Below are 22,090 nucleotides of genomic sequence, written 5' to 3'. Positions count from 1 at the left end.
GCGACCCGCGCCCACGCCAGGTGGAAGAACGCCGCCGCACTCACCCCGTGACGCCGCGCCTGCACCCGGAGGCGCTCGGCGGCCTCCGCCGCCAACTCCACCACGGCCTCGCCGGTACCGCTGCCGTCGCCGTGGGTGTCGAGCACCCCGTAGGGTGCGGTCGGCTCCTCGACCTCGCCCAGCTCGCGCGCGAAATAAGCCTGGTGCTGCTCCGCGGACACGGCAAGACGCGCGTGAGCGACGAAGTCACGGTACGGCGCAGGCTCCGGCAGCCGGGCCTCTTCCTGCTCCAGATGCGCACGCACCTCCTCCAGCAGGATCTCCAACGCCTGGTGGTCACGGATCAGATGGTGGCTGCGCAACGCCACCAGCCAACGGTCCCGCCCGGGGTCCTGCGCCAGGGTGATGTCGACCATCGGCGCACGCCTGATGTCGATCGCCACCGGACAGCCGGTCAGCAGCGCGGACACCGCATCGTCACCAGCGGTGTCCGAAGGCAGGGCCACCTCGTGCACCGGAAGGGTCACCTGCCGCAGGACAACCTGCAACGGCTGCGGCAGGTTCTCCCACAGCACAGCCGTACGCAGAATGTCGTGCCGGTCAATCACTTGCTGCAGCGCACCAAGGAACGCGTCGACCCGCTGCCGGGAGTCAAAGCCCAGCACCACCGGCAGAACGTAGACATCACGGCCCTCGTCGGCGTCGAGCAGGTGGTGGAAGAAGATGCCTTCCTGCAAGGGTGCGAGCGGATAGATGTCCGCGATGTTCGCCGCGCCACCCGGAACGGCCTCGACGATCCGCTCAAGATCACCCTCGGTGACCTCAGCGAGTGTCACCATCTCCGGCGTGAGCACGGTCGCGTCCGCCGGAATACCGTTCGCCGGCACCACGAACGACGCACCCGTGTCACCGGCGGCCGAGGCGAGCCCGGCCGGAGTCGGCGCCTGGAACAGCGCCTTCACCGATACCGCCGCACCACGTGCCCGCAGGCGTTCCACGAGGGTGACCGCCAGGAGCGAGTGCCCGCCGAGCTCGAAGAAGTTGTCGTCAATGCCCACCCGGTCGAGGCCGAGGACCTCGGCGAAGACCTCGCAGGTCACCTGTTCGTCCGGTGTGCGCGGAGCGCGGTAGGACGCTTCCAGTTCGGCGGTGCGGTCGGGAGCGGGCAGGGCACGGCGGTCCAGCTTCCCGTTCGCGGTCAGCGGCAGCCCGTCCAGGAGCACGATCGCGGAGGGAACCATGTACTCCGGCAGCACCGCGCCCACACCGGTCTTGACGTCCGGCGTCTCGACGGTCGCGCCCGCCGCGGCCACCACGTAGGCGGTGAGCCGCTTGTCGCCGGGGGCGTCCTCGCGGACCAGCACCGCTGCCTGCGCGACACCGGGCTGCTCCAGCAGTGCTGCCTCGATCTCGCCGAGCTCGATGCGGTAGCCGCGTATCTTCACCTGGTCGTCAGTGCGGCCCAGGTAGTCGAGCGTGCCGTCCGCACGCCACCGCGCCAAGTCACCCGTGCGGTACATCCGCTCGCCCGAGGACCCGAACGGACACGCCACGAAGCGCTCCGCCGTCAGCCCCGGACGGTTCAGATAGCCGCGCGCCAGCTGGCCGCCGGCGACGTACATCTCGCCGGGCACGCCCACCGGCAGCGGGCGCAGCGCGGCGTCCAGCACGTACACCCGCAGTCCGGGGATGCCCTGCCCGATCGGGCTGCCCAGGGAGATGCCGGCCACCAGGGTCTCGTCCAGGCGAAGGTAGCTGACGTGCACGGTCGTCTCGGTGATGCCGTACATGTTGACGAGCGTGGGGGCGTCGTCCCCGTGCCGGGCGTACCACTCCCGCAGCCGTCCGGTGTCGAGCGCCTCGCCGCCGAACACCACTGTGCGCAGGCGAAGTTGCCCCCCGAGGTCCGGGTTCTGGATCTCCGCCTGGGCCAGCTGGTAGAAGGCGGACGGTGTCTGGTTGAGAACCGTCACTCCCTCCCGCGTCAGCAGGCGCAGGAACTCGACCGGTGACCGGGAGACCTCCACGGGTACGACGACCAGGCGGCCGCCGTGCAGCAGCGGTCCCCACAGTTCCCACACGGAGAAGTCGAAGGCGAACGAGTGGAACCAGGTCCACACATCGTCCGCGCCGAAGTCGAACCAGTGCCTCGTCTCGTCGAGCAGGCGCACGACGTTCTGGTGCGGGACGACGACGCCCTTGGGGCGCCCGGTGGAGCCCGATGTGTAGATGATGTACGCGGCGTTCGCCGGGGACAGCGCACCGGGGAGATCGGCAGGCAGCGGTCCGCCGGTCGCGCCGTTGGCCAGCTCGGCCTGCGTTTGCGGGTCGTCCAGGACCACGCGGTGGACGGTCCCCTCAAGGTCGTCGATCGCCACCGCGTCCTTCGTCGCGGTGGAGGTGACCACCAGGGACGGGGCGCAGTCCGCGAACACGAAGCTGATGCGGTCCGACGGTGAGGCGGGGTCGACGGGGAGGTAGGCGCTGCCGGCCTTCAGCACGGCCAGCAGGGTGACGACGAGGTCGAGGGATCGTTCGAGGCAGACGGCGACCGTGGTCTCCGGGCCGGCGCCGTGCCTGACGAGGAGGGCGGCCAGGGTGTCGGAACGCTGCGCGAGGTCCGTGTAGCTGAGCTGCTGGTCGCCGCAGACCGCGGCGACGGCGTCCGGGGTGCGCTCCACCTGGGCCTTGAAGAGGGCCGGCAGGGTGGTGGCGGGCCGGGCGCTGCGGGCGGGCGTGTGCCATTCGTCCAGAAGGCGCCGGCGCTCATCCCGGCCGGTCACCTCCAGCCGGCCGATACGCTGCTCCGGGTGGGAGAGCACCATGTCGAGCACCCGGACGAAACGCTCCGCCAGGTCCGCGACGGTCGCCTCGTCGAACAGGTCGGTGGCGTAGGTGACGCTGCCGGACAGGCCGGCGGGCCGGCCCTGGTCGTCGAACTGCTCGCTGAGCTGTACGTCGAGGTCGAACTTGGCGGGTCGCTGGTCCCCGGTGGGCAGTTCGACGTCCAGGCCGGTGAGTTCCAGTACCGCTTCGGCGTTGTTCTGCAGGCTCAGAGTGACCTGGAAGAGGGGGTGGCGGGCCATCGACCTGGTGGGTGCCAGGTCTTCCACCAGCCGCTCGAACGGCAGGTCCTGGTTCGAGAACGCCTCCAGCGACGTCTCCCTGACCTGCTTCAGGAGTTCCTTGAAGGTGAGCTCGTCGCTCACCCGGGTGCGAAGCACCAGGGTATTGACGAACAGCCCCACCAGGTCGTGCAGGCCCTCGTCCAGTCGTCCGGCGATGGGCACACCGATCGGGATGTCGTCGCCTGCTCCGAGCCGCGACAGCAACACGGCCAGGGCGGCCTGCGCCACCATGAACACGGTGACGCCCTCGGCCTTGGCGGTCCGTGCGAGCTGCTCGTGGAGGTCGGCCGGAACAGTCAGGTCCACCACGCCGCCCACATGGGTGGCGTGCAGCGGACGCGGCCGGTCAAAGGGGAGTTCGAGCTCCTGCGGCATGGCGGCGAGTGCCTGGCGCCAGTACGTCAGCTGCTCCCGGACGAGGCTGTCCGGGTCGTCGTCCTCGCCCAGCAGGTCGCGCTGCCACAGGGTGTAGTCGGCGTACTGCACCTCCAGGGGCTGCCACTGCGGCGGCCGGCCGCCGGTGCGGGCCCCGTAGGCCAGCGAGAGGTCGCGCGCCAGCGGCCCCTTCGACCATCCGTCGCTCGCTATGTGGTGCACCACGACGACCAGTGCGTGGTCGTCGGGCGCCACCGCGAACAGCTGGGCGCGCAGGGGGATGTCGTGTTCCAGGTCGAAGGTGTGCCTGGACGCCTGGGCCAACGCCGCGGGCAGGCCGGCGCTCTCCACCTCCGTCACCGGCAGGTCGATCCGGACCGCGCCCGGGGAGAGGATCTTCTGGTACGGCTTGCCGTCCTTGGCCGGGAACACGGTGCGCAGCACCTCGTGGCGCTCCACCACGTCTTCCAGCGCCTGACGCAGCGCCTCCCGGTCAAGGGCGCCTCGCAGTCGGAGGGGGAGTGCGATGTTGTAGGTGTCGCTCGGTCCCTCCAACTGCCCGAGGAACCACAGTCGCTGCTGAGCGTACGACAACGGGATCATCAGATCTCCTCCTGCCTGGAGCGAGGACGCAGGGCAGGCCTGGTTCGCTTGGGACGTGTGACGTGGGAGGAAAGGCCTCCCACCGTGGGATTCTCGAAGATCGCCCGAAGGGGCAGCTCGACCTTCAGGGTCGAGCGAATGCGGCTGACCAGCCGGGTGGCGAGCAGGGAGTGCCCGCCGAGGTCGAAGAAGTTGTCGTCGATCCCGACCCGGTCCAGGCCCAGAATTTCGGCGAACGCTTCGCACAGCAGTTGCTCGTCCGGTGTGCGCGGAGCGCGGTAGGACGCTTCCAGTTCGGCGGTGCGGTCCGGGGCAGGCAGGGCACGCCGGTCCAGCTTCCCGTTGACGGTCAGCGGCAGCGCCTCCAGGAGCACGATCGCGGAGGGCACCATGTACTCCGGCAGCACCGCCCCCACACCGGCCCTGACCTGCGATACCTCCACCGCCACACCTTCAGCGGCCACCACGTAGGCGGTCAGCCGCTGGTCACCCGGAACGTCCTCGCGGACCACCACCACCGCCTGCGCGACACCGGGCCGCCCCAGAAGCGCCGCCTCGATCTCACCCAGCTCGATACGGAAACCGCGGACCTTCACCTGATCATCCGTACGGCCCAGATAGTCCAGCGTCCCGTCCGCACGCCACCGCGCCAGATCGCCCGTCCGGTACATCCGCTCACCCGACGACCCGAACGGACACGCCACGAAACGCTCCGCCGTCAGCCCCGGACGCCCCAGATACCCCCGGGCCAACTGCACGCCCGCAAAATACAACTCACCCGCCACACCCACCGGCACCGGACGCAACCCACCATCCAGCACATACGCCCGCGTATTCCACATCGGACGCCCGATCGGCACCACCTCCGACCCACCCACATCAGCCGGCAGCACAAAATCAGTACAACCCACCGTCACCTCGGTCGGCCCGTAATGATCCACCACCGCCACACCCGCATGACGACGACGCCACTCCGCCACCGCCACCGACTGAACCGCCTCACCACCCACCATCAAACGGCCCGAAGGACTCACCCCACCACCCAACGAGTCCAACACCGCCAACGCACTCGGCGTCACCTTCATGAACGAAGGACGCCGCCCCCCCAACACCCCCGGCAGCCCCTCGTCCAAAGCAGCCACCACCACCTCACCACCACACACCAACGCCCCGTACAAGCCCGTCACACCCGCATCGAACGACACCGACGCATGCAACACCGACAGACCCGCAACCTCCGGATACGCCTCCACACAACGCACCACGTAATTCACCAACCCCGCCTGCGTCACCACCACACCCTTCGGCCGACCCGTCGACCCCGAGGTGTAAATGACATACGCAGGATGAGACGGCACATGACCCACCCGCACCGGATCCGACACCGACTGCCGGGACAACAAACCGGCCATGTCCGGGTCATCCAGCACAATCCGCCGGACAACCCCCTCCGCCGCCAGCCCAGCGCCCCCCGCCACACCACTGGTGATCAGAGCAACCGGACCACTGTCCGCCACCGTCGCCGCCAACCGCTCCGCCGGATAATCCGGATCCAGCGGCAGATACGCGGCACCCGCCTTACCCACAGCCAGCAGCGAGACCACCAGGTCCACCGACCGCGGCAGACACACCGCGACCAGATCCTCCGGACCCACCCCCGCACCCACCAGCACATGCGCCAACCGGTTCGCCCGCGCATTCAACTCCGCATACGACACACTCTCCCGCGCATCACCCACCGCCACCGCATCCGGCGTCCGCACCACCTGCGCCTCGAACAACCCCGGCAACGACACACCCGGCACCTCACGCGCCGTGTCATTCCACGTGCACAACACCAACTCCCGCTCCCGCTCCCCCAACACATCGACCTGGCGGACAAGGGTGTCGGGGGTGGCCGAGGCCATCGCGATCAGGGTGTTGCGGAACAGCTCGACCTTGGCGCGGTTGGTGTCGGCGTCGTAGAGCTCGGGGTTGACGTCCGAGGCGATGCCGATGAGGCCGTCGGAAGAGTTGTCGTAGAGCGACAGGGAGAAGTCGTTGAAGTGCCCGCCCGCCAGGGGCTTCAGCCGGACGGAGCACTCCCCGAGGGAGAGGTCGTAGTCGAACGGCATGGCGCTCACGACGAGGCTGAAGAGATTGCCGCGGCCGATGAGCTTGAGGTCCCTGAGGATGTCCTCGTAGCGGAATCGCTGATGGCGCAGAGCGGACTTGATGGACGCGCCGACGCGCCGGACGAGGTCCTGAAGGGAGAGGTCGTCCGAGACGGCCACCCGGATCGGCAGGATGTTGGCCGCCATGCCGGGGACGTTGAGTTGCCTTCGGGCACGGCCCAGGACGGGGACGCCGATGACGACGTCCTCGGCACCGGTCAGGCGGTGGAAGGACAGCACGGCGCCGGCGATGGTGAGACCCGACACGGTGGTCCGCAGCCTTCGGGCGGCCGCGCGGAGCTGGGCGGAGGTTTCGGCGTCGACCGTCTCCGCGTGCCGGGCCAGGGAGTAGGGGGTGCTCGTGGGCGGGCGGCGGCCGCTGAGGCTCGGCACGTCCGCCCGGTTCGCCAGTGCCTCGGACCAGTACGCGCGGTCCTCGGTGAAGCTCTCCGAGGCACGGTACTCGGCGTCGGTGTCCACCCAAGTGGCCAGCGGTACGGTCACGGGTTCGGGCGTGGGGGCGCCGGTGGCGAGAGCGGTGTAGAGAGCGGCCACACGGGCGGTGCATATCGCCCCGCTGAATCCGTCGGCGGCGATGTGATGGGCGCGCTGGTACCAGAAGTAGCGGTCGGCGGCGACGCGGATCAGGGCGTGGCGGAAGAGGACTTCGCCATCCAGCCGGATGGGCCGGGCCATGTCGGCCTTCATCCAGGCTTCGGCGGCGGCGACGGGGGCGCTCTCACCGGTGAAGTCGAAGGCGTGCAGGGGCCAGTCGGCGGACAGCGCCACGTACTGGCGAAGCGAGGACCCGGAACCGGAGAAGCGCACATGGAAGGGTTCGATCCGGTTGAAGACCTGCCGCAGGGCGTCCTCGAACAGTCGGGTGTCCAGGTCGCCGGTGATCTCCAGGTACTGGGCGACGCTGTAAATGGGGTTGTCCGGGTCGAGTTGCTGAGCGTTCCAGATGCCCTGCTGTGCGGCGGAGAGTTCGGTGTACACAACGCCGGCTTCTGACGTGCTCATACCACTCCATCATCCCGTTGGAAACGTTCTCGCAGGTGTGTGGACAAGGGTGTGGCCGTTGGAGAAAGAGAGGCTGCCGAGGGGGTGTTGGCGGCGTCCAGACGACCACCGACCGGACAGCCCTGCGGCCGGACAACCCTGTGACCGGCCGGCCCGGCCTGTCCGGTTGCCGGGACCGTCCGGCTCGCAGGGGTGCGCAGTGTGCGCGAGGGCGGGGCGGCACGACCGGGCCGCCGGGCCCTGAGATGGTGTTCGTTCGTCGACAGGGAGGTCAGCTGACGGGCCGACCGGTCCAGCCCGGCCATGGCATGCCGGAACAAGCCTCCGCAGGAAGGGAGTTGAGGGCCTCGGACGACGGGACCCCTCCCGTTCCGCTCCCCCTCCCGTCCTCGTCCGCCCCCGTTCCGCTGCGCCCCTAGAGGGCTGCCCTTCGCACTAGCGACGGGGCGGAGCAGCGGATTCAATCACACTTCCCCGCCCCCTGGCGAAGGCCCCTGTTTCAGGGCACCGGCGAACTGTCCCTCTTTCACCCGTACATGCATAATTTCCCCCGCATAACCGACGTGTTCACCACATAGAAGGCGTGCCCCACGCGACCTGCGACGATAGCCCTCTATCGCTCGCCGTCGACGGGAATGACCAGATTCTGGTGGCTTCTGAGCAGGCGTCAACTTCAGTTAAGTTGACCCCCGAGGCCGGTGCAATGTGTTCCCGGTCACAGCGGAGCTCCTGGGGCGGGTGTCTATACTGAGACTTGCTGCACGCGATACGCACTTGCATCACAAGCGGGGGGACAACGGGGGCATGAACACTTTTTCCACCACTTCACCAAGGTCCACACCGGGTGCTCTTTTCGTGGTTTCTCCGCCGGGCATGCGCCCCGAGCTGCACTGACACGACGCCGACGACGAGCGGCACACGCTGAGAGCGAACTGCCTGCTGGCGTGGGCATGCTACGCGCGATGATACGCGCTGGAGCGCCGTTGCCGCGGACCCGGTCCGCACTCACCACAGGGCCCGAGAAGTCATCCCTCCGGGCCTCCGGACCTCCAGGCCTTTATTCTTCCTTTACTGGAACCGGTGGCACGTTGCTGCGCATCGGAATTCGGCATGCCCGCCCACTCGCGCCACCGTGGTGCGATGCGAAATAAGTGGGTGCACGGACCGCCGAAATGAGTAATGGTAAATCCGCTCGATTACTGCGGCCAGATGTGCATCACTTGCTGAGGACATCGTTCATTACGAGAGGAATGCGCCCCGTGGATCCTGCTTGTCCCTATTTGCTCGTGTGCACCGGCTGTGATTGGCGGATTCCCGACGACGGTCTCGCCATGAGCTGCCCCCGCTGCCAGGGCGACACCTTACTGGGCACCGAATATGCGGCGAAGCAGTTCACCACCACGCCGGAGAAGTCCGGCATCTTCCGCTACGGATGGCTTCCGACCCGGCGTGAGATCGAGGGATCCAGCCGACCGGCGGTGTACCGGGGCAAAGGGTTCGCAAAGGCGCTGGGGCTGACGGATCTGTGGATCTCCTTCAGCGGCTACTGGCCCGACCGGGGCTGCCGGATGACGTCCGGCTCCTTCAAGGAGTTGGAGGCCTTCACCGTGCTGGGGCGCACTCCCCCGCAGTCCGGTGTCATGGTGATCGCGTCGGCGGGCAACACGGCTGCGGCCTTCGCGGCTGCCGGGGGCGAGGGCGTCCCCCGGCTGATTGTGATTCCGGCCCGGGCGCTGCCCGTGGTGGCCGCGGCCATCGGTGCGGCCGGCCCCTCAACCGACCTGCAAGTGGTGGCACTTGAGGACGCGACGTACAACGACGTGATCGAGTTCAGTAAGAAGCTCGTCGCCTCCACTCCCGGCTTCTTCGCCGAGGGCGGTGTCCGCAACGTCGGCCGCCGTGACGGTCTCGGCGTGGTCGCGCTGGCCGCCTTCGAGGAAATGGGGGCGCTTCCCGAGGTCTACTTTCAGGCCGTGGGGAGCGGCGCCGGAGCGATCGCGGCCCATGAGGCCTCCGAGCGGCTGATCGCCTCCGGTTCGGCCGACGGACAGTCGGTTCCCCGGATGTTCCTGTGTCAGAACGCTGACTACGCCCCGCTGTACCGGACGTGGCGTCAGGAGCCTTATCTGGCCAACGCGGAGGCGCCGCTCGACCTTTACGCACCCGAGCTGGCGAACGCGACCCCGCCCTACCTCGTCAACGGCGGTGTCCGCGACATCCTGCGGTCCAGCGCGGGCGACATGCTGATCGCCGACCCGGCGGAGGCGGAGGCCACACGTGTGATGTTCGAGGAGCTGGAGGGCATCGACATCGAGCGGCCCGCCGCGGTCGCCGCGGCGGCGCTGCGCAACGCCGTCCGGGAGAAGCGGATCTCGCCCGACACGACGTGTCTGCTCAATGTGACCGGTGGCGGGCGCAAGAGGCTGGGCGCCGATCTCGCCGCCGAGGCCACGGCGCGGCAGCCGGCGGCCTGGATCGTGGGGAAGCCCCACTCCCCCGACGAGGTCGCGTTGCGGGTGCTGGACGCCTTCGCGTCCGGCAGCGGGCCGTCCGCCCTCCTTCCGGTGGGCTGACGGGATGTCGTCAGAAGGGAACGAGGAACACACCGTGAACAACCTGTCTCGGGGACGGTCACACACGTCGGACCGTTCGGCGGGCTCGTCGCTGCCGCTGGACGTACGGGACCTGCACTCGTCGCTGAGCTCCCCCGTGAGCATGTCCATGAACTTCCTCAACGAGGTGGCGCAGGACTATCCGGACGCCGTGTCCTTCGCTGCGGGCCGCCCCTTCGAGGGCTACTTCGACCTGGACGACGTACACCGTTATCTCGACATCTACCGGACGTACTTGTCCGAGCGGTTCGACGGTGACGAGGCAAAGGTCCGCCGCACCGTGATGCAGTACGGGCGCACCAAGGGTGTGATACACGAGCTGATCGCCGCCCACCTGGCCGTCGACGAGGGCATTACCGTGGATCCGGAGTCCGTCGTGGTCACGGTGGGCTGCCAGGAGGCGCTGTACCTGACCCTGCGGGCCCTCCGCGCCACCCCCGAGGACGTGCTGCTCGCGGTGACCCCCTGTTACGTCGGGGTGCACGGGGCGGCGCAGCTGGTCGACATGGAGCTGCTGCCCGTGCGGGACTCCCCGGCGGGCGTCGATCTGGACGACCTGGCGGCCGTGGTGCGGGGGGCACGGGAGTCGGGTCTGCGTCCGCGTGCCCTGTATCTGGTGCCGGACTTCGCCAACCCCACCGGGGTGCGGATGAGCCGGGAGGACCGGTTGCGGACCCTGCGGGCCGCGTCCGAGCTCGGGCTGCTGGTGCTGGAGGACAATCCCTACGGTCTGCTCGGCGACCCCGAGGGGCCGCCGACGATGAAGGCCCTCGACACGGAGCAACGCGTCGTCTACCTCGGATCGTTCGCCAAGACCGGGCTGGCCGGCGCGCGGGTGGGGTACGCGGTCGCCGACCAGCCCCTCACCGGTCCCGGGGGCGGCAGCGGTCTGCTGGCCGACGAGCTGGCGAAGATCAAGAGCATGACGACGGTGAACACCTCGCCGATCGCCCAGGCCGTCATCGCGGGGAAGCTGCTGGAGCACGGGCACAGTCTGCGGGCGGCCAACGTGCGGGAGCGGGAGACGTACCTGGAGAACCTGCGGCTGATGCTGGCGGGGCTTGCCGCACGCTTCGGCGACGGGCAGGTGCCGGGCGTGTCCTGGAACACCCCGAGCGGCGGGTTCTTCCTGCTGCTGACCGTGCCGTTCGCCACGAGCGACGAGCTGCTGGAGCTCAGCGGCGGAAAGCACCGTGTGCTGTGGACGCCGCTGCACCACTTCTGCACGGGCTCCGAGCCCCGCAGCGTGATGCGGCTGTCCTTCAGTCACCTGCTTCCGGCGGAGATCGAGGAAGGGCTGGACCGGCTCGCCCGTTTCGTCCGTGAACAGGCTGCGGTCTCCGGGCCGTGAAGCCGGCCGCGTCATGGGCCGACCGTGCGCGCCGGGAGACATCGACACACCGAGGCTGAGAGGAAAGAAGTGCGCCCAGCACAGCAGTGGCTGAGAGTAGTGAAGCCGTCGGCGAACCCCAGGACGCGCGTCGTCTGCTTCCCGCACGCGGGGGGCGCGGCGAGCTTCTACCAGGCGTGGGGGCCCCTGGCCCCCGACGACGTGGAGCTGCGCGCGGTGCGCTATCCCGGGCGGGAGGACCGGCTGCTCGATCCGCTCGCACAGACGATGGAGGCGCTGGTGGCGCCGGCGGTCGCGGAGTGTTCGGCGCTGCTGGACCGGCCGTTGACGCTGTTCGGGCACAGCATGGGCGCGTCGGTCGCTTTCGAGGTCGCCAGGCGGCTGCAGGAGGTGCACGGCGCCCGGATCACCGGTCTGTTCGTCTCGGGGCGCTCCGGGCCCGGGTGGGAGTCGCTGCCCGAGCAGTCCCTCTCGTCCGCACCCGACGCCGAACTCGTCGAGCACTTGCGTGAGTTGGGCGGTACGGACACGGCCACGTTCGACCACCCCGATCTGCTGGAGCTGATACTGCCCGCCATCCGCGCCGACTACGGCATCGTCGAGCGGTACCAGGCCGGACAGACCGACGGCGTCCTGGACGCGCCCGTCGTCGCGTACTACGGCGACGAGGACCCGGATGTCGACGCCGACTCGGCGGCGGCATGGGCGGCCACCACCCGTGCCTCCTTCACCGCACGGTCCTTCCCCGGCGGGCACTTCTACCTCACCGACCACGGCACCGCCCTCATGCGGGACCTGCTCTCCCGCGTCGGGGTACCCGCTGCCACCTGAACCGACGGTCCGCGAACCCACGGCCCGTTGTCGCACACCGCAACACACCGCAAAGGACACCACTGTGACGAACCCGTTCGAGAACGACAGCGCCCCCTACTTCGTGCTGCGCAACGCCGAGGGGCAGCACTCCCTGTGGCCCGCGTCCGTGGACGTGCCCGAGGGCTGGGAGACGGTCTTCGGTCAGGCCGAGCGCGCGAAGTGCCTGGAGTACGTGGAGACCAACTGGACCGACATGCGCCCCCAGAGCCTGGTCGACGCCATGGCCACCGACTGACCGGCGGCGCAACGCCGTCTCCTCGCCCGGGGCGCCGGCCCCCGGGCCCGGGGCGCCACAGCCCGGCGCCCCTGTCCGTACCGCACACCGCCATGTCGGCCTCGCACCCGGCGCAGTCCCGCGACATTTCTTAGGAGAGCATCACGTGAGTGGGTTTCCGGTCTACGGCGATCTCGGTATCGAGTACGTCGAGCTTTATGTGGACGACCTCGGCGAGAGCACGGCTGCCTGGGTCGAGCAGTACGCGTTCCAGGTGGTGGCCCGTGAGGTGTCCGCCGGAAAGGACCTCAGGAGCGTCGCGCTGGCCCAGGGCGACATCACGCTCGTCCTCACCGAGAGCGGCGCGGAGGACCACCCTCTCAGCGCGTACACCCGGCGGCACGGCAGCGGGGTGGCCGACATCGCCCTGCGGGTCCCCGACGTGAGCAAGGCCTTCGCCGAGGCCACCGGGCGCGGGGCCCGGCCGGTGGCCGCCCCGGCGCCGCACCCGGCGGGCGGGGAGACGGCGACCGTCGGCGGTTTCGGCGACGTCGTGCACACCTTCGTTCCGGAGCACGGCGGCGCGGGTCCGACGCTGCCCTGGGGTCTGGTCGCCGACCCGTCCGCCCTTGCCGTCGCGCGCGCACACACCCAGCCCGTCGGTCTCCTGGAGATCGACCACTTCGCGGTCTGTGTGGACGCGGGCGAGCTGCAGTCGACCGTGGACCACTACTGCCAGGTGCTCGGCTTCGAGGCGATCTTCGAGGAGCACATCGTCATCGGCGCCCAGGCGATGAACTCCAAGGTGGTCCAGAGCTCCTCGGGAACGGTGACCTTCACCGTCATCGAACCCGACACCACCGCGGAACCCGGCCAGATCGACGAGTTCCTCGCCCGGCACGGCGGCGCCGGGGTGCAGCACATCGCGTTCTCCGTGGAGGACGCCGTGCGTTCCGTCGGGGCCCTGGACGCGCGCGGGGTGGACTTCCTGACCACGCCCGGCTCCTACTACGACCTGCTCGGCGAGCGGCTGTCGCCCAAGAACCATCCGATGAAGGACCTGCGCGCCTGGAACCTCCTGGTGGACGAGGACCACGCCGGCCAGCTGTTCCAGATATTCACCCGTTCCTCGCACCCGCGTCGCACCCTCTTCTTCGAGATCATCGAGCGGCTGGGCGCGGAGACCTTCGGCAGCTCCAACATCAAGGCGCTGTACGAGGCGGTCGAGCTGGAGCGGTCCAAGCAGGGTGGTAGCACACAGTGACGGCACCTCCCTCGTACTCCTCCGTGCCCGCCCCGGCGCGGGGGGAGGCCGCCGCACCGGCGCCGTACGAACACGCCTGTCTGCAGGACCTGGAGCGGGCCGCCGCCGCGGTACTGCCTCCCGACGTCTGGGACTTCATCACGGGCGGCAGCGGTACGGAGTCCTCACTGCGCGCCAACCTCGCCTCCTTCGAGCAGATCCACCTGGTGCCGCGCGTCCTGCGGGACGTCGCCGGCTGCACGGCCGCGGCCACGCTGCTGGGCCGGGAGGCGTCCGCGCCGCTGGCCGTCGCCCCGATGGCGTACCACCGGCTCGTCCACCCCGACGGCGAGCCCGCGGTGGCCCGCGCGGCGCGGGACGCCGGGGTGCCCTTCGTCACCGGAACGCTGAGCAGCTATCCGCTGGAGGAGATCGCGGCCCAGGGCGGCCGGCTGTGGCTGCAGCTGTACTGGCTCAACGACGAGGCCCGCCTGTTCGATCTCGTGGACCGGGCCGAGGCGGCGGGCTGCGAGGCGCTGATGCTGACCGTGGACCTGCCGTGGATGGGCCGCCGGCTGCGCGACGTGCGCAACCGGTTCTCGCTGCCCCTGGACGTCCAGGCGGCGCACCTCGCCGAAGGCGCGGGGTCGCTGGCCCACGCCTCGGGGTCCCGGACGTCCGCGGTAGCGGAGCACACCAAGTCGTTCATGACGGCCTCGCTCTCCTGGGAGCACGTCGAACGTCTCCGGGAGCGCACCGGTCTCCGGTTGATCCTCAAGGGCGTCCTGGACCCCGCCGACGCACAGCAGGCGGCGGACCGGGGGGTCGACGCGATCGTCGTCTCCAACCACGGGGGGCGGCAGCTCGACGGCGCGGTGCCGCCGATGGCGGTGCTGCCGGAGATCCGGGACGTCGTGGACGGCCGCTGCGAGATCCTGGTCGACGGCGGGGTGCGCACCGGCAGCGACATCGTCAAGGCCGTGGCGCTCGGCGCCTCCGGTGTGCTCGTCGGACGTCCCGTGTTCTGGGGGCTCGCCACGGGTGGTCAGGCGGGGGTCGAGGGCGTCCTGCGCATGCTGGCCGAGGAGCTGCGGGACTCGCTCGGGCTGGCCGGCTGCGCGTCGGTCGAGGCCGCGCGTGCTCTGCGCGTGGTCACCTCCACGGCCTTGCGGACAGTGTCCGTGCCTCGCCGGTAGCACCTGCGGCAAGCCCCCGCTCCCACCCCCCCCATCCGACGCTCCGAGCGCCGCCAGTCTGAGGACCACTCCATGGATTTTGCGCTCCCGTTCCCCTCCGACCATCCGCTCTCCAACAGCTCGGCCCATGCCACCACGAAGGGCGTGCCGGCGCCGCTGCATCTGCTGCGCCGGCCGGCCACCACCGAGGGTTTCGTCCTGGACACCTCGGCGCCCGAGGAGCAGCGCTTCGTCCTGTCCACGGAACTGCCGGACGACCACGACCTGTTCACCGACGGGCCGGGGATCTTCCACGACGTGCTCTTCCCGGTGGAAACGATGCATCAGGCGGCGCACTTCGTCGCTCAGCAGTACTTCCGGGTGCCCGCCCACCGGCCCAGAGCGATTGCCTCCACCAGCACCGACATCCTCGACCTCACCCCGTGGCGCCGTACCGGGCGGGCCGCCCATCTGGCCATGGATCTCACTCTCACACCGAGTGACGTGGTCAACGGCATCCCACGCTCTCTGGAGTCGGTGGCCAAGGTGACCATCGGCGGCATGACCTGCGGGCTGAATCGGACCCGGCTGGTGTTCGTCATGCTGCGGACCCTCCAGAGTCACCGCGCACGGGGCAGGCGCGAAAGCCTGAACGAGACCTGCCCGACCACACCCGCCGCCGGGGGCCGGTCCCTGCCCCCGGCCCACGTCGGCCGCGACGACCCGCGCAATGTGCTGGTCGGGCCGCCGCTTCGGGTATTGGAGGGGAAGTACATTCTGCCGGTCGATCCGGCCCCGGGGCACGAGGTCTTCCACTCGCCGTCCGGAGGGCCCATTCCGGGGTCGCTGTTCCTCGAAGCGTCCCGGCAGGCGTCCGTACTGGTGGCCTCGGAACTGCACGGCTTCGAACCCGGCCACGCCGTCATGACGCACTGGCGGACCTCCTACCGCGGCCTTGGGGACACCAACCTGCCGCTGACCTGCACCGTCTCCTCTCGCCGCCCCAGCCGGGACACCGCCGGCCGTCCTGTTGCCCGGATGCGGGCCATCTTCAGCCAGGGCAGCCGGGTCGTGGCCAGCACCTCCGTATCGCTCCTGCAGGACTGCTGACCCGCTGCGGCCGGTGTGCTCAGGCACGTGCCGGGACGCCGGACCTCGACGGCGTGAAGTCACCCGGAGCGACCGGGAGTACGTCCGGCGGCTCCGGGAACGGGCCGCCCACGAACCGTCCGTTTTCCCCAACCGCTTTACTGAGGACCCATCTGATGCGTTTCCGGATCCTGGGGCCGGTCTCCGTGTCCCCCCGCACGCCATCCGCCGCGAAACCTCGCGCGCTGCTGGCCACCCTCCTGGTGCGAGCCGGGGAGGTCATCTCCGCGAGCAGCCTGATCGACGAACTCTGGGGGACCGAACCGCCCCGTACCGCGACCACCACCCTTCAGGTCTACGTGTCGCAACTGCGCAAGCTCCTGGCCGAGGCCGAATCCCCTCAGCAGGCGTCCGAAGGGCTCCTTCTCACCCGCTCGCCGGGCTATCTGCTGCGCGTGCCCGAGGGGGACTTCGACCTGGCGCGCTTCGAGGCGCTGAACGCGGCGGGCCGTGGCTTCTACGAGAAGGGCGAGTACGCCAACGCGTCCGAACTGCTGCACGACGCCTTGGAGGTGTGGACCGGGCCGGCGCTCTCCGGGGTGCCGCACGGTGTACGTCTGGAGAGCTCTGCCATCCGACTGGACGAGTTACGGATGGAGACCCTGGAGCAGCGCATCATGGCGGATCTGCGGCTGGGTCGGCACAAGTCGCTCGCCGGGGAGTTGATGGCCCTGGCCACCGAGCACCCTCTGCGGGAGTCGTTGCACGGGCATCTCATGGTGGTGCTGTACCGCACCGGCCGCCAGTCGGACGCTCTGCGCGTCTACGGCAGACTGCGGCGCTCGCTGGTCGAGGACCTCGGCGTGGAACCCGGGCGCGGGGTCAGGCGTTTACAGGAACGGATCCTGCGCTCGGACCCGTCCCTGGACTGGAAACCGCTCGCACCGGGCGGTTCCGCCGTCGCCCCGTCCACTGTGCCGCTGCGGGAACTGCCCGCCGGGGCGGCGGGGTTCGTCGGCCGCCACGAGGTGACCGCCGCGGCCGAACGCATGCTGCGCGGCGAGGCCGGAGAGCATCCGGTGCAGCTGCTGACCGTGGCCGGGCATGCCGGTGTGGGCAAGACGGCACTGGCGACGCATCTGACCAGGCAGGTGGCGGACGCGTTCCCCGACGGGCAGGTGATGCTCCGGCTGCGTGGGGCTCTCGACCGGCATCTGACCACCGAGGAGGCGGCGGCGGCGCTGCTGCGGTTGCTCGGTGCGCAGGAGGACCAGAGCCCGGCGGGTCCGCTTCCCGCCGACCGCGGACGGCTCACCGCGTCCTTGCGGGAAGCGGTGCGGGGCAGGCGACTGCTGCTGGTCTTCGACGACGCCGGTTCCGAGTCCCAGGTCCGGCCGCTGCTGTCAGCGGTCGGCGACTGTTCGGTCATCATCACCAGCCGCAGGACGCTGTCGGCCCTGGACGGTGCCAGACACCTCGTCCTGGAGCCTCTGCTGCCGGACGAGGCGATGGAGATGCTCCACGCCAACGGGGGCAAGCCGATGGCGGCCGACCCGGTGGCCACCGCTGAGATCGCCGGGCTCTGCGGCTATCTGCCCCTGGCCCTGCGGGTCGCGTCCGCTCTGCTGGTCGCCCGTCCGCACACCACCGCCGCGGGCCTGGCGGCCCGGCTGCGGGACGAGCGTACCCGGCTGCAGCGGCTGCACGAGGGCGACCTGGACCTGAGGGCGTGCCTGATGACGGTCTATCTGGAGGCGAGACCGGAGCAGCAGCGGGCCTTCCGGCTGCTGGGGCTGTCGCCCGCGCCCGACTTCGCGCTGTGGACGGCGGCAGCGCTCCTCGGCGTGTCCCTGCCCGTCGCCGAGGAGCTGGTGGAGGGTCTGGTCCGCGCGCAGCTGCTGGAGGCCAGGCCGCAGCCTGAGGGACGTCAGGTCCGCTACGGCTTCCATGAGCTGTTGCGGGTGCTGTCCGTACAACTGCGCCAGGAGGAGAGCGAGGAGTCGCTGCAGGAGGCCACGAAGCGCCTGTGCGGTGCCTTCCTGACGCTGTCGCGGCGGGCCGACGCGCTGCTCGCACCCGGGCGGATCCCGCGGACCGGGGAGATGTCGCCGGAGCTTTCGGCGTACGTGGAGGATCCGGCACTGGACCGGTACTCGTCGCTCGCCTGGTTCCGGGAGGAGGCGGCGGGGCTGGTGGCGTCGGTGCGCCTGGCGCACGAGGCCGGGCTGGGGGCCTTCGTGTGGGAGCTGGCGAGCAGTGCCGCCGGGTACTTCCACACGTGTGCGGCCTGGGAGGAGTGGGAGGAGACCCATCGGCGCGCGCTGGACGCGGCACGCCGGGCGGGCTCGCCGACGGCCTCGGCGGCAGTGCTCCGTTCGCTGGGTGATCTCGCCTGGCAGCGCAGTGAGGCGGACCTGGCGCTCGGCCGGTACGACGAGGCCCGGCGGCTGTTCAGTCTGGTGGGCGACCAGCTCGGTGCCGCACGCTGCACGATCGGGGAGGCCGACGTGCTGCTGGGCCAGGGTCATCTGCCGACCGCTGCCAGGAGATACGGCAGAGCGCTGGCGATCTGCTCGGCCGGCCACGACCTGCGGGGGGTCGTGGCCGCGCTGAACGGACTGGCGATGGTGGACCTGAGTCAGGGGCTGGTCGAGGACGCCTTGCGGCAGCTCGCGGAGTGCGGGCGGACGGCTCAGCTGCTCGGTGACCACCGCTGGGCGGAGTACGCGCGCCGCGCGGCGGCACGGATCACCGCCGCCCAGGACCGGGGGGCGGCCGTGGAGGTGGGTCCGGGCATGTGGCTGCTGGCTCCGAGCCGGCTTTCGTTCGCCCCGGCCGCCGCGGAACACGCCGTCGGTGTCCCGGCCCAGCGGCTCCCTCAGCGGCTCTGATCCCGGGCCGGCCGTGCGGCGGGGCAGGTTCCCCGTCGCACGGCCCGCGCCCTTCGCTCAGCCGGCCCGGACCGCCCGGCGTCCACCGAGGCGGGCACGCAGCAGGGAGAGGACCAGCCAGCGGCGCATCGCACCCACGTGTTCCGGGGAGCCGTGGACATCGTCGAACACCTTGAACCGGGCCTGCGGCAGCAGCAGGGCGAGCCGACGGTGTTCGGCCTGCGGGATGATCTCGTCGCGCGAGCTGGCCACGTAGGCGACGGCGATGTCCAGCGAACCGAGCCGGGGCGGCGTGAGCGGGAACTGGGCCAGTACACCGCGCAGTTCGTCGTCGTCCTCGGTGCGGGTGAGGCGGCGCAGTGTCTCCACGGTGATCCCTGGGACCTTGGGCCACCAGGCAGGGTCGGTGAAGAAGTCGGAGACGGGGGCTCCGACCGTGTGGACGCTGCGGATGCGGGCGTCTTCGGCGGCGGCTGCCAGGGCGAGGTGTCCGCTGAAGCTGAGGGCGAGCATCGCCGTCTCCGTGACCCGTGCCCGGCCCGCCAGCTGGTCGAGCAGATGGGGCAGCAGACGCCAGGAGTCGGCCCGGTACGCGAGGGTGTTCTCGCCGACCCCGGGCATCTCCGTGGCCACGGCCGCGAAGCCCAGCCGGGCGAAGAGCGGGAGCAGCGGTGCCCACTGCTCCTTGACGCTGACGATGCCTCCCATGATCAGGAGCAGGGGTCGCGGCCGGTCGGCGGACAGTCCGGCCGCCCAAGCGGCCATGGTGCCGTCCGGGTGGTCGAACTCCAGCCGCTCGATGCCGGCCCGGCCGCTGCGCCGCCAGGTGTCGAAGGCCTCGACGCAACGGTCCTGGGCCAGCTGCCGGTCCTCGTCGCCGTGGTGGGGGAAACGCGCGAGCGCGTAGTGGCGGCAGGCGTCGAGCGGGTGGCCTCCTTGCCTCAGTGCGTCCCCCTCGGCGGTCCACACCTGCGCCCAGGAGTGGGGGTCGCCGGGGCGGTCGCCGCTGATCCGGGACAGTACGGCCTGGACGTGCTGCTCCGTCAGGCCTTGGCTGCGTCCGTGCAGCCGGGCGAACTCCTTGAGTTCTGCCAGATGGTCCATTGCGTCCGTCTCCGAGTGGGCGGGTGTCGGGCGGGTCCGGTGGACGGGGCCGTGCCGGGTGCGGGGCACTTCGGTACGGCGTCCGTCACGACGATGGTCCGGTGGGCTCAGGCCGTCCCTGCGGTGGTCGTCCCGTCCGGTACCCGGAGCTCGGCCTGCCCTCCGGTGCCAGGACTGGCGGGGCCGTCGTCGAAGGACTCCATGGTCTGTTTGAGATCGGCGAGGACATCGGCGGCGGCTCCGCCGTCGATGACCCGGTGGTCGAAGGTGAGGCCCAGTCGCATCAGCGGGGCTGCCGTGATCAGGCCGTCGCGGACGACGGGTCGGTCGACCACCTGTCCGGCGTTGAGCGTCACCGCAGTGCCGCCGCCGGCGTGAAAGCCGTCGACAGGGCGGTGCCCGAGCGAGCTGACCGCGACCGTGCCCAGCACGGCGGGGCGGCGTCGCGGGTTGCGCAGTGCGGTGGCGAACGCCGTCCGGCCCAGCGGGACCGGCAGCCGGTCCAGCATCCGTACGCCGCGGAATTCGGGGAGACCGCTTGCGGCCGGGCTCCGGTAGCGGTCGATCCGCGCCTGGATGGTGGCCAGGTCGGCGCACTCCAGACCGGGCAGCAGGGCGGAGAGTACGGTGCGTTCGCCGTCCGCGGTGCGGTCGAGCGCGAGTTTCGCGGTGACGCCGGTGAAGCGGACCGTCCGAGGAGCGCGCAGACCGGGCCAGCCCGGGGCCATGACGGCGTTCGCCTCGGGGTGGCGTTCCAGCACTCGGCCGGCGGCGTGCAGCAGGTAGGCGACCACCGAGAAGCGCCGCCCCGATTCCCGGGCCCCGGCGCGGTGGTGCTGGATGCGAGTCATGTCGATCTCGGTGTCCAGGTGCACCAGGCGCTGCCGGGCGGCGTACTCCAGGAAGTACAGGGTGTGCCGTCGACGGCGCTCGGGGTGCGGGGCGGCCGTCACGGGGCGACCGCCATCTCGTAGATCGCGTTCAGGCTGCGGGCCTCCAGCACTCGCCCCACCACCAGTTTCCGGCCGGTGCTGCGCTCGAGGGCGGTGACCAGCTTGAGCATGTAGAGGGAGTCCCACTCGGGGAGCCGGTCGAGGTCGGCCGCCAGGTCCTCGTCCGCCAGGGGGATGCCCAGTTCCTCACGGACCAGGCAGGCGAACTCATCGATGGTCTGCATCAGTGTCTTCCAATCAGCGACGGGGTGTCAGATCTTTTCGAGGGCGAAGCCCGCCTTGATCCACTTACTGGACTCCACGGCCACCGCGAGTGCCTTCTCGCCGCTGGACATCTGTCCCAGCAGTTGCTCCAACTGGAGAAAGGGCAGCGCGTTGCCGTTGTTGCCGGTGTCGGCGACGCAGGACACCTCCACCGCGCCGGGCACATCGAGTTCCTCGTGGATGCGGCGGGTCATCCGGCCCGAGAGCTGGGGCGGCAACAGATAGCCGAGATCCTCGGGGGACCAGTCGAGGTCGCCGAGCATCTCCCAGAGGATCTCCACCGCCATCACGGGGACGAACTCCTCGATGGCCTTGTAGTCCTCCTTGACCGCCTGCCGGTCCTCGTACCGGTCGGCGAGGCCGAACCAGTCGATGACCTGGCCGGGCTCCCGCCCGAGGCCGGTGAACCGGTTGAGCACACGGCGCAGGGCCACCGCCTCCGCCGCGGGTTCGGCGGTGAGCACCGCGGCCCCGGCACCGTCGCCGAAGAGGACGAAGTTGACCAGGTCGCTGGGGGCGGCGTCGGCGAGGTCCCGGTTCAGGTCGAGGTGCTTGCTGCAGACGTCGCCGCCGATGACCAGGCCGGCCCGGTGCCCATCACCGGCGATCAGCGTCCGGCCGAGTCCGATCGCCTGCACGGCACCGGCACAGCCGGACTGGAGCTGGTAGGTGGGTACCTGGTCGAGACCGAGCTGGTCGGCGACGTGGTTGACGGTGGCGGGCATCAGGTTGTCCGGGGTGGCGGTGGCGAGCACCAGGAAGTCGATGTCCGCCGGGTCGACCCCGGAGGCGCCGAGCGCCCGCGCACCGGCCTGGGCGCACAGGTCGGCCAGTGACCAGCGCACCGTCCCGGTCCCGAGGTCCCGGGCGAAGTGGCGGGTGCGGGTGCCGATGAAGTGGTCGATCCACTCCGCGTTGATCTTCAGCGCCTTGGCGAGAGTGGCGTTGTCGATCGGGTCGCCGGGCAGGGCGGTGCCGACCGAGGCGACGTACACCTCGGCGGGATCGCGGTCGGGCGGTGACTGCATGGTGGGGTCCT

Annotated in this window: 14 protein-coding genes; 8 read left to right on the top strand and 6 right to left on the bottom strand. The window is 70.3% G+C overall.

The window, feature by feature from the left end:
- On the bottom strand, window positions 1–4,106 hold a 4,106-nt coding region (locus G3I41_RS17165; RefSeq protein ID WP_164400567.1), incomplete at its 3' end, for a non-ribosomal peptide synthetase.
- The gene (locus G3I41_RS17160) at window positions 4,106–7,282 is read right to left on the bottom strand and encodes a non-ribosomal peptide synthetase (protein WP_164401091.1); all 3,177 of its coding nucleotides are present in this window, start codon (window positions 7,280–7,282) and stop codon (window positions 4,106–4,108) included. The genes G3I41_RS17165 and G3I41_RS17160, both read right to left, overlap by 1 nt.
- Before the next feature lie 1,220 nt (window positions 7,283–8,502).
- On the opposite strand from G3I41_RS17160, the gene G3I41_RS17155 reads away from it, so the two are divergent.
- From G3I41_RS17155 to G3I41_RS17120, 8 genes are all read left to right on the top strand, one after another.
- Window positions 8,503–9,855 (top strand): cysteate synthase, encoded by a 1,353-nt coding sequence (locus G3I41_RS17155; protein ID WP_164401090.1) that lies wholly within the window; start codon window positions 8,503–8,505, stop codon window positions 9,853–9,855.
- A gap of 34 nt (window positions 9,856–9,889) precedes the next feature.
- Complete coding sequence (locus G3I41_RS17150) at window positions 9,890–11,245, top strand: PLP-dependent aminotransferase family protein (RefSeq protein WP_343242152.1); 1,356 nt, start codon at window positions 9,890–9,892, stop codon at window positions 11,243–11,245.
- A gap of 99 nt (window positions 11,246–11,344) precedes the next feature.
- The gene (locus G3I41_RS36895; protein WP_164401088.1) at window positions 11,345–12,076 is read left to right on the top strand and encodes an alpha/beta fold hydrolase; all 732 of its coding nucleotides are present in this window, start codon (window positions 11,345–11,347) and stop codon (window positions 12,074–12,076) included.
- Window positions 12,077–12,140: 64 nt separating this feature from the next.
- On the top strand, window positions 12,141–12,353 hold the full coding sequence (locus G3I41_RS36890) for an MbtH family protein (RefSeq protein WP_343242151.1): 213 nt from the start codon (window positions 12,141–12,143) through the stop codon (window positions 12,351–12,353).
- A gap of 145 nt (window positions 12,354–12,498) precedes the next feature.
- The gene (gene hppD / locus G3I41_RS17135) at window positions 12,499–13,596 is read left to right on the top strand and encodes a 4-hydroxyphenylpyruvate dioxygenase (protein ID WP_164401086.1); all 1,098 of its coding nucleotides are present in this window, start codon (window positions 12,499–12,501) and stop codon (window positions 13,594–13,596) included.
- Complete coding sequence (locus tag G3I41_RS17130; RefSeq protein WP_343242150.1) at window positions 13,593–14,771, top strand: alpha-hydroxy acid oxidase; 1,179 nt, start codon at window positions 13,593–13,595, stop codon at window positions 14,769–14,771. The genes hppD and G3I41_RS17130 overlap by 4 nt, the downstream gene beginning before the upstream one ends.
- A 72-nt stretch (window positions 14,772–14,843) precedes the next feature.
- The gene (locus G3I41_RS17125; protein ID WP_164401085.1) at window positions 14,844–15,860 is read left to right on the top strand and encodes an AfsA-related hotdog domain-containing protein; all 1,017 of its coding nucleotides are present in this window, start codon (window positions 14,844–14,846) and stop codon (window positions 15,858–15,860) included.
- A gap of 155 nt (window positions 15,861–16,015) precedes the next feature.
- Window positions 16,016–18,730: an AfsR/SARP family transcriptional regulator gene (locus tag G3I41_RS17120; protein ID WP_164401084.1), complete on the top strand. Its 2,715-nt coding sequence runs from the start codon at window positions 16,016–16,018 to the stop codon at window positions 18,728–18,730.
- 57 nt (window positions 18,731–18,787) lie between these two features.
- Here the strand turns inward: G3I41_RS17120 and G3I41_RS17115 are convergent, their stop codons facing one another.
- The 4 genes from G3I41_RS17115 to G3I41_RS17100 form a co-directional block, all read right to left on the bottom strand.
- Window positions 18,788–19,834 (bottom strand): alpha/beta hydrolase, encoded by a 1,047-nt coding sequence (locus tag G3I41_RS17115; protein ID WP_164401083.1) that lies wholly within the window; start codon window positions 19,832–19,834, stop codon window positions 18,788–18,790.
- A 107-nt stretch (window positions 19,835–19,941) separates the two neighbouring features.
- On the bottom strand, window positions 19,942–20,787 hold the full coding sequence (locus G3I41_RS17110) for a 2-oxo acid dehydrogenase subunit E2 (protein ID WP_343242149.1): 846 nt from the start codon (window positions 20,785–20,787) through the stop codon (window positions 19,942–19,944).
- Window positions 20,784–21,011 carry an acyl carrier protein gene (locus G3I41_RS17105; protein ID WP_164401082.1) on the bottom strand — a complete coding sequence of 76 codons (228 nt, stop codon included), beginning with the start codon at window positions 21,009–21,011 and terminating at the stop codon, window positions 20,784–20,786. The genes G3I41_RS17110 and G3I41_RS17105 overlap by 4 nt, the downstream gene beginning before the upstream one ends.
- Window positions 21,012–21,038: 27 nt before the next feature.
- Window positions 21,039–22,079 (bottom strand): 3-oxoacyl-ACP synthase III family protein, encoded by a 1,041-nt coding sequence (locus tag G3I41_RS17100; RefSeq protein WP_164401081.1) that lies wholly within the window; start codon window positions 22,077–22,079, stop codon window positions 21,039–21,041.
- Between the last annotated feature and the right edge of the window lie 11 nt (window positions 22,080–22,090).

It is taken from the genome of Streptomyces sp. SID9727, assembly GCF_010550605.1.
Taxonomy (GTDB): Bacteria; Actinomycetota; Actinomycetes; order Streptomycetales; family Streptomycetaceae; genus Streptomyces.
This window is presented reverse-complemented; position numbering and strand designations above follow the sequence as displayed.

What these genes read in the sequence shown, in the direction of transcription:
- G3I41_RS17160 (WP_164401091.1), bottom strand. Translation starts at nt 7,282, where the DNA reads ATGAGCACGTCAGAAGCCGGCGTTGTGTACACCGAACTCTCCGCCGCA.
- G3I41_RS17125 (WP_164401085.1), top strand. Translation starts at nt 14,844, where the DNA reads ATGGATTTTGCGCTCCCGTTCCCCTCCGACCATCCGCTCTCCAACAGC.
- G3I41_RS17120 (WP_164401084.1), top strand. Translation starts at nt 16,016, where the DNA reads ATGCGTTTCCGGATCCTGGGGCCGGTCTCCGTGTCCCCCCGCACGCCA.
- G3I41_RS17115 (WP_164401083.1), bottom strand. Translation starts at nt 19,834, where the DNA reads ATGGACCATCTGGCAGAACTCAAGGAGTTCGCCCGGCTGCACGGACGC.
- G3I41_RS17105 (WP_164401082.1), bottom strand. Translation starts at nt 21,011, where the DNA reads ATGCAGACCATCGATGAGTTCGCCTGCCTGGTCCGTGAGGAACTGGGC.
- G3I41_RS17100 (WP_164401081.1), bottom strand. Translation starts at nt 22,079, where the DNA reads ATGCAGTCACCGCCCGACCGCGATCCCGCCGAGGTGTACGTCGCCTCG.